The organism is Providencia hangzhouensis (assembly GCF_029193595.2).
In the GTDB taxonomy this organism is placed as follows: domain Bacteria; phylum Pseudomonadota; class Gammaproteobacteria; order Enterobacterales; family Enterobacteriaceae; genus Providencia; species Providencia hangzhouensis.
On the sequence record NZ_CP135052.1, the window covers coordinates 3,909,182 to 3,923,526 of the forward strand.

The window sequence follows — 14,345 nt, forward strand, 5'->3', positions numbered from 1 at the left end:
GAGAATCCCATGCCAATTAATGTTGCTCGAATTGATGACAGACTTATCCATGGCCAAGTTATAACCACTTGGGTTAAAAATTTTGATATTGAACAGGTGATTATCGTCAATGACAAAGTTGCCAATGACACCGTTCAACAATCAGTTCTTACTATGGCTGCTCCACCAGATCTAAAAGTAGTCGTTTTTGGCGTCGATAAATTCATTGAAGTCTTAAAAAAAACGGAAATTAAACGCCGCACTATGCTGCTGCTTACTAACAGTATTGATGTGAACAGGCTTGTCGAAAGTGGCTTAAAACTGGAAAAACTGAATGTCGGCGGGATGCGTATGCAAGAAGGCCGTCGTAATTTATCCCGTGCGGTTGCTGTAACACCGAATGAAGAACAAGCCTTTAGGTCACTTATCAACAATAACGTTGCCGTTGAAATTCAAATGGTTCCTAAAGATCCCATTGTTGAATTGAAAACATTACTCAATTAATTCATTTAATCATACTTATTTTCACTCAATAAGTAAGGAGCCTATTATGTTAGTAGAGGCCATTTTAATTGCAATTTGGGCAGGCATTTGCTCATTGGATGATGTCGGTCCGCAAATGCTAAGACGCCCACTGCTCACCGGTACTGTGGCCGGTATTATCATGGGCGATATGGTTCAAGGGTTAGCCATTAGCGCCACATTAGAATTGATGTGGATGGGAATTGGTAACGTCGGCGCTTATTCTGCACCCGATATTATCGCTGGTTCAATTATTGGAGTTGCACTCGGTATTGCTTCCAATGGCGGAATTGCAGCGGGTATCGCCCTTGCCGTGCCAGTCTCTATTCTATGTCAACAATTACTGATTATCTGGCGTTCTTTTGCCAGTTTCTTAAATGTCTGGGCCAGTAAATCCATTCTTGATGGAAACTACAGTGGCCTAACAAAAGTCCATTATTTTTCGACGCCACTGTGGTTTTTTATTCGCGCCATTCCCTGCTTTATTGCCGTTTATTTTGGTAGTGACTTAGTCAATAGCATATTAAATGCCGTACCTGAAAGTATTCTTACCGGTATGGGGGTCGCATCTAAACTGATCCCTGCTGTCGGTATCTGTATTCTGCTACTCATGTTGCTTAAAGGCAGAATGTGGTTTTTCTTTCTGCTCGGTTTTATGCTCACAACCTATTTAAAACTGCCAATTATCCCAATTACTTTTATCGCTCTGGCATTTGCAGTGCTTTATGACATGGCATTTGCCAGCAGTTTGCGCCAAACACCAGAAGAAAAAACAGCACCAACCTCCCATAAAAATGAAGAAGAGGAGTATGACCTATGAGTGAAGTAACCACCTCTGAAAATAAAAAACTCACGAAAAAAGAGCTTAATGGTATGTTTTGGCGAATTCAAACCATGTCATTCTCATACAACTACGAAAAACTGCAAACTATTGGTTTTGCGCATTGTATGGTGCCCGTTCTCGATAAACTGTATGAAAAAGCGGATCAAGAAACACGTATTAAAGCCATGCAACGCCATTTCGAGTTTTTTAACACGCAAATTAACGCTGGCGCATTAATTCTCGGTGTCACCGCTGCATTAGAAGAAAAAACAACAGAAGAAGAAAAAGAAGCTGTCGTTTCTGTAAAAGCCGGTTTAATGGGGCCATTTGCAGGCCTAGGTGATAGCTTATTAAAATTTACGTGGTTACCTATTTGCGGCAGCATCGGAGCCGCATTTGCACTGCAAGGTAATATTATTGGCCCTATCTTAATGTTTATTCTGTTTAATATCGTCAATATCGGCACCAAATATTTCTTTATTCATTATGGCTATAACAAAGGCGTTGATTTAATCGAGCAATCGAAAAAATCAAATATTATTCAGCGAATTACTAATATAGCGAACGTTGTCGGGGTCATGGTCCTAGGTTCCTTGATAGCGACGACCGTCAAGCTTTCCACTCCGCTAACCATTGCCGTCGGTGAGCAATCTATCAAAGTACAAGAGATGTTTGACAAGGTAATACCTAACTTACTCACTCTTCTCTTTGCCCTCGGTATTTTCTTCCTTGTTCGTAAATTTCAAGGGAAACATACCGTTGCACTCATTGTCGCCATTATGGTTTTAGGTGTTATTTGTTCTGTGTTCGGAATTTTAGGATGATAAAGGGAAATATATGGAAATCGAAGTCAACAGAGTGAGTGAATCAACACTCGAAATAAAGTTTAGTGAAATTCCATCCTCTCCTCTAGCATTATATTGGACGGATAGACCTGATACTCAAGTTTATCCTGAGAATTTCATTACAGATAAATTAGAGAATACCATTACAGTTCAAGACCCATTAAATGCTAAACAACGTATCTATTTTATTTTACAAAATGCCAACGGACGTAGATTATTCGCTGAAAGAACATTGCCTATTGAGGGATTAAATAACTTCCGTGATTTTGGGGGTTATACCACAACAGACGGAAAACAGGTGAAATGGGGAATGTTATACCGTTCCAACCATTTGTTTAATTTGAATCAACAAGCGGTCAACTATATTTCCCACCTAGGGATTAACAGCATTATCGATTATCGTACTCAAAATGAAATTAATAAATCGCCTAATTGCCATGTTGGTGAAAAGAAAACCTATCACCTTGATGCAACGGCTCAAACTGCTGAATTAGCAGCACAATTTGCCGCATCACCAGATAATGAAGACAAAGCACTAATCGAAAGTGTTATCCAACACATTCCGAAAGAAATGATTAACGGCGATGGGTTACAAATATTGGAACAATATCGCCAATTTGTGGTGAGTGATAAGTCAAAAGCTGCCTTTAAGCAAATGATAGAGGTTTTATTAAATAAACAAAATGCCCCAAGTATTCAGCATTGCCGTGGAGGAAAAGACCGAACTGGTTATGGTGCATTGCTGGTACTTTCCATGTTAGGAGTGCCAAAAGAAACCATTGTACAGGATTATATGATCACCCATTTTAACCGGCTTGAACGTAACGAAATTAAAATGGCGGGATATCGAAAAATAACCCAAGACCAAAATGTACTGGATTATTTACTCTCACTAATTGATACTCAAGAATCATTTATTTTAGAAGTCTTTAATACAATGGAGGAAATATCTGGCTCTGTTGAAATGTATATTAAAGATGAACTTAAATTCACAGATAATGATATTAAGCAACTTAGAGAGATATACTTAGTTTAAATAAATTTAATTATCTTATAAATAACCACAGGTTTAATCTAATAAACCCGAGAAATTGCTTTATTTAAAATAACAGTAAAATAGCCACATAGAATACTCATTGTGGCTATTTTATTGACGAAAAAATCCTTTATTGATCATAAGACCAATAATAACTCTCGTTCGCCAATTCTATTTAATTAATTTTTTAGCTACTTTATTTTTGCCCGTAATATGCATTTTTACCGTGCTTACGTAAATAGTGTTTATCTAATAATACTTGTTGCATGGAACCTATTTGTGAACTTAATTGACGGGTAAATAAATTCATATAGGCAATTTCTTCTAACACTACGGCGTTATGCACTGCATTATCGGGGCTTGTTCCCCAAGCAAATGGCCCATGGCTATTCACTAATACGGCTGGAATATCTTTTGCTGACAGGCCTTTTTCCTTGAAGGTTTCAATAATCACATGACCCGTTTCTCTTTCATAGTCCCCTTCAATTTCACTTGCTGTCATTTTACGGGTACAAGGAATTTCACCGTAGAAGTAATCGGCATGGGTTGTCCCTAAGGCGCTCAATGGCTGCCCTGCTTGAGCCCATATCGTGGCGTGACGGGAGTGAGTATGAACAATACCGCCAGTTTCAGGGAATGCTTGGTACAGAGCCAAATGCGTGTCGGTATCTGAAGACGGTCGATATTTCCCTTCGACTACTTCTCCACTTTCTAACGATACCACCACCATGTCTTCTGCTTTCATGGTTTCATAGTCAACGCCAGAAGGTTTTATCACCATTAGCCCAGCTTCGCGGTCAATACCACTCACATTTCCCCAAGTAAATGTCACTAGGTTATGTTTGGGTAAGGCAAGGTTCGCTTCAAAAACCTGTTGTTTCAATTGTTCTAACATAACAACTCCCTAGCTTGCTTAAATATGCTTTAATATCAACAACAAAAATTTATTATGGTGATGTTTTTTGTGTGTTGATAACCTTTATCTGGCTATTAAGGTAAACAGATTTAGGCCATTTAAAAAGCACCTCACTTTACAAATTCGTAACAAAATCACCTGAGTCGGTCTTATTCGGGCATATTCAGTCAAATAAAGTCATAATACAGATGTGGTTAAATGACCGAGTTAGCCCAATATTTTTTGTTTATTAAGAGAAAAGCAAAAAAACACCGCAAATATAGTGATTCAAATCTAATTATTATGTAACAAGCCACATTAGCACTCTTAAAATTAAGATCAAAATCACTTTAGCAGGCTTTGTTTTTTTCAAAAACAGATTACTTGAATCCAATCACGACAAAAAAAAAGCAACACGGGCAGAATAAATATCGTGGAAAGAATAGGAGTTAAATATGTTACAAGCCGAACGCCATAAATTAATTTGTTCTCATGTTTCGCAGCATGGCTCGGCGCTAGTGCGTGATTTAGCTCAATTATGTCTCGTTTCTCAAGAAACTATCCGTCGTGATTTAACTACCCTTGAGCGGGAAAATAAGATCATCCGTAGCTTTGGGGGCGCGGTAGCCATCGACCAAGAAGAAATGTCGATGGTGAATGTTATGCCTTCTTCGGTCAAACTCAGTCAAATGGTTGATGGCGCAGAGTCTTTTCGCAAAAGAACCGAAGAGCACCCTGATGCCAAGATGAAGATTTCAAAGGCCGCACTAAAATTAATTCAGCCTGGTGACTGTATTATGTTAGATAACAGTAGTACTTGCTGGTTTCTAGCACGGCAAATACCTGATATCGACATTACGGTAGTGACAAACTCGGTCAAGATTATCCAAGCCTTGGCCTGCCGTGACCGAGTGCGCGTTATTGGTATTGGTGGGGAATATTCAGAACGCCATGATGATTTTCATGGCCCAATTGCAGAAAGTATTATCCGTAGCTTTCAGATAAAAACCTTATTTCTTTCATGCCAAGGGTTCAATATCGAAAATGGTATTCGCGATGGCAGTGAAATAAACTCAAAATTAAAAAATATTATGTTACAGGTTTCCGAAAATAAAGTTTTGCTCGCGGATAATAGTAAATTAGGAAAATATGCATTTAGCCAGGTTTGTACATTTGATGATATTGACGTATTAATTACAAACAAACTAAATGATAATAGTTTTCAAGAAAAGTTCTCTAACCTTAGAATTATCGAGTGCGATAAATAAGTTATAAAAATAAAAATCATGTAACTGTGATGTAAGTAAAAAACAATAAGTTCTATTTTATTTTCTGTATTAAATAAGCGCAGGGATATTATTTACCCATAATTCCTTGGCACTTAATTATAGGCATATCTAAATATAAGAAGTTCATTATTTCTAAATAATGGAATTTCTTGATTTAGTATCCATCTACACTAAGGAATACAACTATGAACATGAAGAAGCTAGTTTTACCTTGTCTAATGAGCGTTGCACTATTTTCAAATGTCGCGATGGCTGAATCACAAAAAGCACAAAAGCCCTTTACCATGGGTGTCGTCGTTAAAGTCGGTGGTATTCCTTGGTTTAATGTGATGGAACAAGGTATTACTGAAGAAGGCAAAAAACTCGGTGTAAATGCCTTCCAAGTCGGTCCAACAACGGCTGACCCAGCGGAACAAGTTCGTGCTATCGAAGATTTAATCGCGAAGAAAGTGGATGTCATTGGCGTTGTCCCTAACGACGCTAAAGTTCTTGAGCCTGTATTAAAACGTGCCCAAGACGCTGGAATTAAAGTCATTACCCACGAATCACCAAACCAAAAAAATGCAGATTGGGACTTTGAATTACTTGATACCCAAAGCATGGGTGCTAACCATATGAGAGACATGGCGGCCTGTATGGGTGAAGAAGGCAAATACGCCATGTTTGTGGGAAGCCTGACAGTACCATTAGTGAACGAATGGGCCGACGCTGCAATTGCTTACCAGAAAGCGAACTACCCGAAAATGCAAATGGTCGATGACCGCTTTGGTGTTGCCGAATCCGTTGATGACTCAATGCGTACAGCTAATGATTTGTTATCTAAGCACAAAGACTTAAAAGGTATCATGTCATTTGGTTCACAAGGCCCTATCGGTGCAGGCCGAGCCATTGATAAACGCCGTAAAAATGATGAAACCTGTGTATTCGGGACATTCACACCTGGCCAAGGCATCAAATTACTGGAAAAAGGCGCAATTGATGGCGGCTATATTTCTAATCCAAAAGTCGCAGGACAAGTATTTGTACAGGTTGCGACTGCCATGATGAATGGTGAAGAAATTAAAGATGGCGTGTCTATTGGTGATATGGGTGAAATCAAAGTCAGTGGCAACACGATTTTGAGTGACAACCCCGTTAATTTGAATATTGAAAATACGAAAAAATTGGTCGAAGTCGGTCTGTAATTTCACCTTGTCAAAATAATGTTCAAAACAAAAATACAATATTTATCAAGATATTAATTTTAATGTTCTTTGAGTTCGAGTCGCCTGCACTGACGCAGCGGCTCGCGCTCATCACGAACAAGCCAACACCAATTTATTTGCAGTAGGAATTGTACTTATGACAAGCACCTCAAAAGCTGACAAATCCGATCCACTCATTACCTTGCGCGACCTTTCCAAAAGCTTCGGTGGTCACCGTGCATTACGCAATATCGATTTGACGCTCAACAAAGGTGAAGTGCACTGTTTAGCGGGCACCAATGGGTGTGGGAAAAGCACATTAATTAAAACCATCAGTGGTGTCTATGCCCCTGATGACGGTAGCAAAATTGAAATTGATGGAAAAAGTTATCACCGGTTGACGCCAGATAAAGCGCGTGAATTAGGCGTACAAGTTATCTACCAAGATTTGTCGTTATTTCCAAATTTAACCGTTGCCGAAAATATCGCCTTTGAGCTAAACCTCAAAGGCTATTTTGGCTGGTTTCGCAAAAAACAACTGCGCGAAAAAGCGCTAGAAATCCTCAATGAACTGGCTTTCACCATTGACCCCGACACGCCTGTGCAATTTTTACCCATTGCTCAACGCCAACAAGTTGCTATCTGCCGCGCCCTAGTCGCCGACGCACGCCTGGTCATTATGGATGAACCAACAGCTTCATTGACCCGAACAGAAGTCAACCAACTACTATCAACAGTTAATTACCTAAAAGATAAGGGTATTACTGTTGTTTTCGTAAGTCACCGACTAGAAGAAGTGAAAGAGATTTCTGACCGCATCACGGTGATCCGCGATGGACAAAAAATTGGGACTTGGCCTGCTGAAGGCTTAACTACCCGCAAAATTACTGAGTTAATGACTGGCTTAGACATTGTCCATGAACGCAAGCCACCAAATAACGCGGAAGACCGACGCACAGTACTTGAGCTAAAAAACCTCAGTCGAGCTGGGCAATATCGTGATATCAACTTAAATTTAAAACGCGGTGAAGTGTTAGGTTTATGTGGTTTGTTAGGTTCAGGCCGTACCGAATTAGCATTATCGTTATTTGGTATTACCCATCCAGATAGCGGCGAATTATTTATCGAAGACAAGCCTGTTAAGTTAAAAAACAACACCGACGCCATTAAGCGTGGCATTGGTTATGTCTCTGAAGACCGCCTGACTTTAGGTGCCATTTTACAACAATCCATCGCAGACAATATGGTGATTTCGATTCTTGATCGACTCAAAACACCTTGGCATTTAATCGATGAAAAACAGTGCCAAGAAATCGTACAAGAGTGGATAGCCGACTTAGATATTAAAGTCACCGACCCAAATAACGCCCTTTCAACACTTTCAGGCGGTAACCAGCAAAAAGTGGTACTTGCCAAATGGATTTTAACTCGCCCTAAAGTACTGATTTTAGATTCGCCAACCGTTGGTGTTGATATCGGTGCAAAAGACAGTATTTACAAGCTGATTCACCGTTTATCAGGTGTTGGTATCTCCATTTTATTAATTACCGATGAAGCCTCCGAAGCTTATTACAATTGCGACAGAATTTTACATATGAAACAAGGCGCTATCGTCAAAGAAATTGTGACAGATTCCATCAATGAGCAACAATTGGAGGAAATCATCAATGGCTAATTGGCAAAAATTACGACCACAATCTGTCGAAGGCTGGCTGACTTGGGTCATTCTTATCATGGTGGTGTTCTTCACATTGATGAGCCCACAATTTCTGACTATCCAAAATTTACTCGACCTCAGTGAAAGCTATGCGGTGACGGGTATTTTCGCCTTGGGCTTATTTGTGGTTCTTGTCACTGGGGGCATTGATATTTCGTTTGCCGCTGTGGCTTCCGTAGTGCAATACGTGATTGCGACTTGGTTATTGCAAGGTTTTATTGCAAGCCCTGCCGTTAGTATCACATTGGCGATTATCATCGGTATCGCTTTTGGCTTAATCAATGCCATTTTGATTTACTCGCTGAATGTTGTGTCAATTATCATCACCATCAGTATGCAATCACTGTTGTTTGGAATGCTGATGTGGTTAACCAACGGTCACAGTATTTATGACTTGCCAGATTGGTGGGTTGACCCTGTGACTATCCTGCCTTTTGAAGTGGATGGCGAATATTACCAAGTTGGCTTGCCGTTAATTGTAATGCTAGGCATTGCCTTCTTAACGTGGATTTTAATGAATAAAACCCACATCGGCCGTCAGTTATACGCTGTTGGCGGCAGCCAAGAATCTGCATCTCGTATTGGTATTCGTGTTTCCGTGATTTATCTGTTTGCTTACGGCTACCTTGGCGCGATGGCAGCGATTGGCGGCATGTTGCAAACCTACCGAATGAGTGAAGTGGTACCGAGTGCCCTTGTGGGAGGGGAGCTGGATGTGCTTGCCGCTGCTGTATTGGGTGGAGCCAGTTTATCCGGTGGCAGAGGCTCGGTGATAGGTACATTAATGGGGGTTTTCCTGATTGGTATCTTGAAAAACGGCCTTAACCTGATTGGTGTTTCAAACTACTTCGTCAATATCGTCATCGGGCTGGTTATTCTCATCGCGATTTGTATTACCCACTATAAAAAACGTAAAGAGACGGACGTAGGTTTTGTTTAACAGGAATATCACCATGAAAAAAAATGCTTTTTTTAAAATTGATGGCTCTGTTATCGGACTGCTTTCAATCTTTGTTCTGGCTATCGCCGCGTTTAGTATTGCCATGCCAGGGCACTTTTTTACTCAAAATACCTTTTTGAGTATCACTTTTCAGTTACCTGAATTGGGCTTACTCACCTTTGCCATGTTTGTACCTATGTTAAGTGGCGGCTTAAACCTCGCCATTATTAGTACTGCTAACTTAACTGGCCTGTTTATGGCTTGGGTGTTTATCAATTACCTGCCAGTGGATGCAGGGACGGGTACACAGCTGATGTGGCTGGTCTTCGCATTGATCGGCGCAACTGTAATTGCGGTCATTATCGGTAGCTTAACAGGGCTGATGATTTCCCATATCGGGGCACACCCTATTCTAGTCACTCTCGGTACTATGACGATTATTAGCGGTATTGGCGTTTACCTCACCAAAGGAGCAGCGCTGAGTGGCATGCCGCCCATTGTTCGTGCCATTGGTTCCGATACGGTGCTTGGGGTACCAATTGCGATGATTATTTTCATTGTTACCGCAATTCTCTTAGCGCTGTTTCTAGGCTGTACGCGTTTAGGTAAAAATATCTATATGAGTGGCAGTAACATCAATGCAACGTGGTTCAGCGGTATTCGTACCGACCGTGTCATGATTGCGATATACACCATTTCTAGCCTGTTATGTGTATTAGCTGGACTCATCATGATGGCTCGCTTTAACTCTGCACGTATGGGCTACGGGGACTCCTATTTACTGCTCACCATTCTTGCCATCGTATTAGGTGGAACTAACCCATTTGGGGGAGTTGGTAAGGTTAGCCGAGTGTTCTGTGCCTTATTGGTTTTACAGGTCATTGCGACAGGTTTAAGCCTGCTTGGTGTAAGCCTGCACTTTAACCTCGCAGTTTGGGGGATCACGCTCATCTTGGCACTAGCATTCAAGTTCTTCAAAGAAAAATGGAGTGCTAAACGTGCGATGAACCGCAACCAACGCCTTAATAAAGCATCGACACAAAGTTAATTTTTCAAGGGGAAAACCATGCGCAAGCATCCAATTGGTATTTATGAAAAAGCATTACCGAAAAACAGCAGTTGGTTAGAAAAATTAGTTATCGCAAAATCTGCAGGTTATGATTTTGTGGAGATGTCAGTAGATGAAACTGACGAACGTCTAGCTCGGTTAGACTGGAGCACCGCTGAACGTCTGGAAGTGGTTAGAGCCATTCAAGAAACAGGTATTCGCATTCCAAGTATGTGTTTATCGGGCCATCGCCGTTTTCCTTTCGGTAGCCATGATGAAGGCACTCGCATGATGGCCTATACCTTAATGGAAAAAGCCATTAAGCTCGCTCAAGACTTAGGCATTCGCACTATTCAGCTCGCGGGTTATGACGTTTACTATGAAGAGCAAGATGCCGAAACGATTGCCAATTTCGAAAAAGGCATGCAATGGGTCAGTGAAATTGCGGCCGCTTCTCAAGTGATGTGTGCGGTAGAAATCATGGATACGCCATTTATGAATTCCATTAGCAAATGGCAAACGCTTTCCGATAAAATTCGCTCGCCTTGGTTCAAGGTGTATCCTGATGTCGGCAACTTAACGGCATGGGGCAATGATGTCGAAAAAGAATTCACCCAAGGAATTGAACACGTCGCAGCAATTCACTTAAAAGATACGTATGCGGTGACTGAAACCTGTAAAGGCCAATTCCGTGATGTGCCTTTCGGTGAAGGCTGCGTGGATTTTGTTAATTTATTCAAATTATTAAAACGTTTAAATTACCGTGGCTCCTTCCTGATTGAAATGTGGACAGAAAAAGCCGATGAGCCACTGATTGAAATTATCAAAGCTCGTCATTGGATGGAAGACAAAATGCAACAAGCAGGCTGGCACAACGCCTAAAGGAGCCGATAATGAATGCATTTTTTATGGGTGTTGACCTTGGTGGTACCGTCATTAAAGCGGGTATCTACACCGCAGAAGGCCAAGAAATTACCGTTGCTGAACATTCTTTTCCCACTGAGAGTCCACAAGCAGGTTTTAGTGAACGCAATATGGAAATGCTGTGGGAAGCGGCTTGCAGCGTGATTCGCCAAGCGATTCAAAATAGCCAGCTCAACGCCGCCCAAATTTCCGGTGTCAGCTTTTCTTCTCACGGCAAAGGGCTGTACTTACTCAATAGCCAAGGAAAACCGGTTAGGAATGGGATTGTGTCATCTGATTCACGAGCTCAATCTATTGTTGATGAATGGCACCAAGACGGCACCGCGGATAAAGCTTATCCATTGAGTTTGCAGCAATTATGGGCTTCTCATCCTGTGGCGCTGTTACGTTGGTTAAAACAACACGAGCCCGATAATTATCGCGATACTCAACATGTTTTGATGGTCCACGATTACATTCGCTACCGTCTAACCGACCAAATTGCCTGCGAAGAAACCAATATTTCTGGCAGCCAATTATTTAACCAAACCCTGTCGAGTTATGACCCTAAATTATGCCAACTATTTGGTATTGATGAGGCAAATGACAAACTAGCACCGGTGATTAATTCGGCTCAACTTGCAGGAACGGTAACCCACAAAGCCGCTGCTGAGTCTGGACTTGTAGAAGGAACCCCTGTATTTGGTGGCTTCTTTGACGTGGTGGGTGCAGCGTTGGCGTCAGGGGTGAGCCAAAAAGATAAACTCAGCGCCGTAGCCGGAACTTGGACCATTTCAACCCGTGTCTTCGATGAAATTGTGCCTTCAGATTACCCATACGTATGGAGTAAATACTGTATTCCAGGTACCTATTTTGTCCACGAAGGCAGCCCGACTTCCGCCAGTAACCTCGCGTGGTTCACTCGTCACTTCTTCAATCAACGTTTGCAAGATTATAACGTACTGAATCACTGTGTGGCTGAAGGGGCAACACGGCCAAATGATATTCTGTTTTTTCCTTGGCTATACGGTTCTAACTACCACAGTAATTTGCATGGTGGTCTACTCGGTTTGAGCTCACACCATACGGATGCTGATATTGTTTATGCTATCTATCAAGGAATTGTGTTTTCACATTTGCTACATCAAGACCGTATTGTTGGCCTTGATAATACAACAGAATCTATTCGTTTCACGGGTGGCCCAACACAGTCACCACTGTGGATGCAAATGTTCTGTGATGCCAGTAACTTGCCGTTAGATGTCGTCAATGTACAGCAATCAGGTTGCCAAGCCGCTGCACTTTGTGCCGCAGTCGGAACAGGTTACTATTCAGGTTTTGATGTCGCTATTGCGGCAAGCACACCCAAAATCACGACTTACCAACCAAACGCCGTTGGGTATCAACAGTTACGTGATAAATTTGCCCGCTTTAAAGCAGTTGCAGATGCATTGAGTCAATAACTTGTTGAATAAAAATAAAGGCAGAACTGATAGCTCGGTTCTGCCTTATTTTTTGACATATTAATTGTCAGCGACAACTTTGGTATTAACTGTGGCTGGTGATAATACGGTATCCTGCGGCAAGCTATCGTACTTCACAAACTCGTCCCGTGGGAAAACAAAGACATCGATATCTTTTTCAGGTGTGATAGTCTCCGCCACGATACTTTTCGCTGGGGATGTTAGGTTAGTTTCTACTCCTAACCACGACGCGAAATAATCAAATAAATTCCACTCACTTAACATTTCATCGCGAAATTCACGTTTAGTATCATCCGAATTGATGACCACTAATGGGACTTGATATGCCCCTTTCACGAGTTGACCATGGCGTAAGTATAGATTTCCGTCTTTGATATACCCTTTATACTCTGCTTCCAGTGCTTTTACGTGCTGTTTATTGGCTTTGACTAGCCCTTGCCCATGGTCAGAAAAATATAAAATGGAGAACGGGTAATCCCCATTTTTATTATTTTCTTGCAAGATACTATAAATATCGCCAATAAAATCGTCACTCAGTTTAATCGCTGAAACATAACAGTTCGCTATACTTCCCCAGCCCGTATTAAATTGCTCAGGGTTAATGTTGTAATTATTTTTAACGAGTTCGCAAGCTCCTTTCGGCCAACCATCATGGTGAGGCCCCCACATATGAACAAAAATGACTTTTTCTTTCTCTGACGGGTTATTTAACGCAGCTTTAAAGGCAGGTAACATTTTAAAATCATTGGTGAGTTTATTCACACTGTCATCAACGACAAACTTTTCTTGCACGAAAAGGTTTTCAAAACCAGGCTTGCTGTCTCTAACCGGTAAAAAATAATTCGCCTTTAGAAAATAATTTGTAAAGCCAATTTCATCATCACCAAAACTGCCATTATTACCGATATAATAAGTTTCATAACCCGCTTTGTTGGCTAAATCAACAACTGAATTATTATTGTAATACGGCTTTTCATGGTGCTGTGTGATCGTCTTTAGATCATTTTTCGCTAAAGCTCGCGTTAAGGTCGGTACCGTATTGGATGCCGCACTAATAAAATTATTGAAAAAACGCCCATTTACCGATGAAAGAAACGGTGTATTTTCTAATGGGTAGCCATAAGTATTCATATAATTCTTATTGGTACTTTCACCAATAATGACAACTTTTATCTTATATTTATCATCGTTTTTTTTAGTGATTTGAATATCACTAGCCGTATTCACGCCATAGCAAATATCTGCATTGCTTTTTGCTGCTTGAATTAACTCAGGTGTACAGGCTTTTTTATAGACGCCGGCACTTTCATTGGTATTTGCTTGAGCCCATGAAACGCTAGCTAACAGAAGCGCACTATAAAGTGCGGTTAATTTCATTACTTTCATACTCAGAACCTCATCTTCGTAACTTATTATATTTATGAGTTGCTGTGGTGTAGCCAGGGTAGAGTTTGTGAAATAATGTAGCATTGCACTAAAATTTCACACCTTAATTAATATATTGAAATATTATTTCATTAAAAGACGAAGAAGACGAAATTGAGATACAGCTAACAATAATTAATTATGAAGAATCACGCATTTACTAGGCATATTTTCATGTTAGCTGTATATCAAGAAAGATAAAAAATTAGTAATCAACTAGTTATATACCATAAATTCATTTATCAGAATGAATAA

The 14,345-nt window shown here is 40.7% G+C and carries 13 protein-coding genes; 11 read left to right on the forward strand and 2 right to left on the reverse strand.

Features of this window, described 5'->3' with window-relative positions:
* The first annotated feature begins 9 nt into the window (after positions 1–9).
* From PZ638_RS17870 to PZ638_RS17885, 4 genes are read left to right on the forward strand one after another with little or no spacing between them, the layout of a single operon-like run.
* The gene (locus tag PZ638_RS17870; RefSeq protein ID WP_206277432.1) at positions 10–483 is read left to right on the forward strand and encodes a PTS sugar transporter subunit IIB; all 474 of its coding nucleotides are present in this window, start codon (positions 10–12) and stop codon (positions 481–483) included.
* A gap of 46 nt (positions 484–529) precedes the next feature.
* Positions 530–1,321: a PTS mannose/fructose/sorbose/N-acetylgalactosamine transporter subunit IIC gene (locus PZ638_RS17875; protein ID WP_047756133.1), complete on the forward strand. Its 792-nt coding sequence runs from the start codon at positions 530–532 to the stop codon at positions 1,319–1,321.
* A complete protein-coding gene (locus PZ638_RS17880) occupies positions 1,318–2,148 on the forward strand; it encodes a PTS system mannose/fructose/sorbose family transporter subunit IID (protein ID WP_004259186.1) in 831 nt (276 codons plus the stop codon). Before PZ638_RS17875 ends, PZ638_RS17880 begins: the two co-directional genes overlap by 4 nt.
* A gap of 13 nt (positions 2,149–2,161) precedes the next feature.
* Positions 2,162–3,205: a tyrosine-protein phosphatase gene (locus tag PZ638_RS17885; RefSeq protein WP_206277431.1), complete on the forward strand. Its 1,044-nt coding sequence runs from the start codon at positions 2,162–2,164 to the stop codon at positions 3,203–3,205.
* A 196-nt stretch (positions 3,206–3,401) separates the two neighbouring features.
* Here the strand turns inward: PZ638_RS17885 and araD are convergent, their stop codons facing one another.
* A complete protein-coding gene (gene araD / locus PZ638_RS17890; RefSeq protein ID WP_094961579.1) occupies positions 3,402–4,100 on the reverse strand; it encodes an L-ribulose-5-phosphate 4-epimerase in 699 nt (232 codons plus the stop codon).
* A 455-nt stretch (positions 4,101–4,555) separates the two neighbouring features.
* Here araD and PZ638_RS17895 point away from each other — a divergent pair, with 455 nt between their 5' ends.
* From PZ638_RS17895 to PZ638_RS17925, 7 genes are all read left to right on the forward strand, one after another.
* Positions 4,556–5,368: a DeoR/GlpR family DNA-binding transcription regulator gene (locus tag PZ638_RS17895; protein WP_206277430.1), complete on the forward strand. Its 813-nt coding sequence runs from the start codon at positions 4,556–4,558 to the stop codon at positions 5,366–5,368.
* Positions 5,369–5,580: 212 nt separating this feature from the next.
* Positions 5,581–6,573 carry a substrate-binding domain-containing protein gene (locus PZ638_RS17900; protein ID WP_036958239.1) on the forward strand — a complete coding sequence of 331 codons (993 nt, stop codon included), beginning with the start codon at positions 5,581–5,583 and terminating at the stop codon, positions 6,571–6,573.
* 157 nt (positions 6,574–6,730) lie between these two features.
* On the forward strand, positions 6,731–8,248 hold the full coding sequence (locus PZ638_RS17905) for a sugar ABC transporter ATP-binding protein (protein WP_094961581.1): 1,518 nt from the start codon (positions 6,731–6,733) through the stop codon (positions 8,246–8,248).
* Positions 8,241–9,230, forward strand: a complete 990-nt coding sequence (locus PZ638_RS17910) for an ABC transporter permease (protein WP_004259203.1) — start codon at positions 8,241–8,243, stop codon at positions 9,228–9,230. Before PZ638_RS17905 ends, PZ638_RS17910 begins: the two co-directional genes overlap by 8 nt.
* Before the next feature lie 13 nt (positions 9,231–9,243).
* Positions 9,244–10,278, forward strand: a complete 1,035-nt coding sequence (locus PZ638_RS17915) for an ABC transporter permease (RefSeq protein WP_004259206.1) — start codon at positions 9,244–9,246, stop codon at positions 10,276–10,278.
* An 18-nt stretch (positions 10,279–10,296) separates the two neighbouring features.
* Positions 10,297–11,160: an L-ribulose-5-phosphate 3-epimerase gene (locus PZ638_RS17920; RefSeq protein WP_096864476.1), complete on the forward strand. Its 864-nt coding sequence runs from the start codon at positions 10,297–10,299 to the stop codon at positions 11,158–11,160.
* An 11-nt stretch (positions 11,161–11,171) separates the two neighbouring features.
* Complete coding sequence (locus PZ638_RS17925; RefSeq protein WP_096864475.1) at positions 11,172–12,644, forward strand: FGGY-family carbohydrate kinase; 1,473 nt, start codon at positions 11,172–11,174, stop codon at positions 12,642–12,644.
* 60 nt (positions 12,645–12,704) lie between these two features.
* Here the strand turns inward: PZ638_RS17925 and PZ638_RS17930 are convergent, their stop codons facing one another.
* A complete protein-coding gene (locus PZ638_RS17930) occupies positions 12,705–14,051 on the reverse strand; it encodes a phosphoethanolamine transferase (RefSeq protein ID WP_172412239.1) in 1,347 nt (448 codons plus the stop codon).
* Between the last annotated feature and the right edge of the window lie 294 nt (positions 14,052–14,345).

What these genes read in the sequence shown, in the direction of transcription:
- PZ638_RS17870 (WP_206277432.1), top strand. Translation starts at nt 10, where the DNA reads ATGCCAATTAATGTTGCTCGAATTGATGACAGACTTATCCATGGCCAA.
- PZ638_RS17875 (WP_047756133.1), top strand. Translation starts at nt 530, where the DNA reads ATGTTAGTAGAGGCCATTTTAATTGCAATTTGGGCAGGCATTTGCTCA.
- PZ638_RS17880 (WP_004259186.1), top strand. Translation starts at nt 1,318, where the DNA reads ATGAGTGAAGTAACCACCTCTGAAAATAAAAAACTCACGAAAAAAGAG.
- PZ638_RS17885 (WP_206277431.1), top strand. Translation starts at nt 2,162, where the DNA reads ATGGAAATCGAAGTCAACAGAGTGAGTGAATCAACACTCGAAATAAAG.
- araD (WP_094961579.1), bottom strand. Translation starts at nt 4,100, where the DNA reads ATGTTAGAACAATTGAAACAACAGGTTTTTGAAGCGAACCTTGCCTTA.
- PZ638_RS17895 (WP_206277430.1), top strand. Translation starts at nt 4,556, where the DNA reads ATGTTACAAGCCGAACGCCATAAATTAATTTGTTCTCATGTTTCGCAG.
- PZ638_RS17900 (WP_036958239.1), top strand. Translation starts at nt 5,581, where the DNA reads ATGAAGAAGCTAGTTTTACCTTGTCTAATGAGCGTTGCACTATTTTCA.
- PZ638_RS17905 (WP_094961581.1), top strand. Translation starts at nt 6,731, where the DNA reads ATGACAAGCACCTCAAAAGCTGACAAATCCGATCCACTCATTACCTTG.
- PZ638_RS17910 (WP_004259203.1), top strand. Translation starts at nt 8,241, where the DNA reads ATGGCTAATTGGCAAAAATTACGACCACAATCTGTCGAAGGCTGGCTG.
- PZ638_RS17915 (WP_004259206.1), top strand. Translation starts at nt 9,244, where the DNA reads ATGAAAAAAAATGCTTTTTTTAAAATTGATGGCTCTGTTATCGGACTG.
- PZ638_RS17920 (WP_096864476.1), top strand. Translation starts at nt 10,297, where the DNA reads ATGCGCAAGCATCCAATTGGTATTTATGAAAAAGCATTACCGAAAAAC.
- PZ638_RS17925 (WP_096864475.1), top strand. Translation starts at nt 11,172, where the DNA reads ATGAATGCATTTTTTATGGGTGTTGACCTTGGTGGTACCGTCATTAAA.
- PZ638_RS17930 (WP_172412239.1), bottom strand. Translation starts at nt 14,051, where the DNA reads ATGAAAGTAATGAAATTAACCGCACTTTATAGTGCGCTTCTGTTAGCT.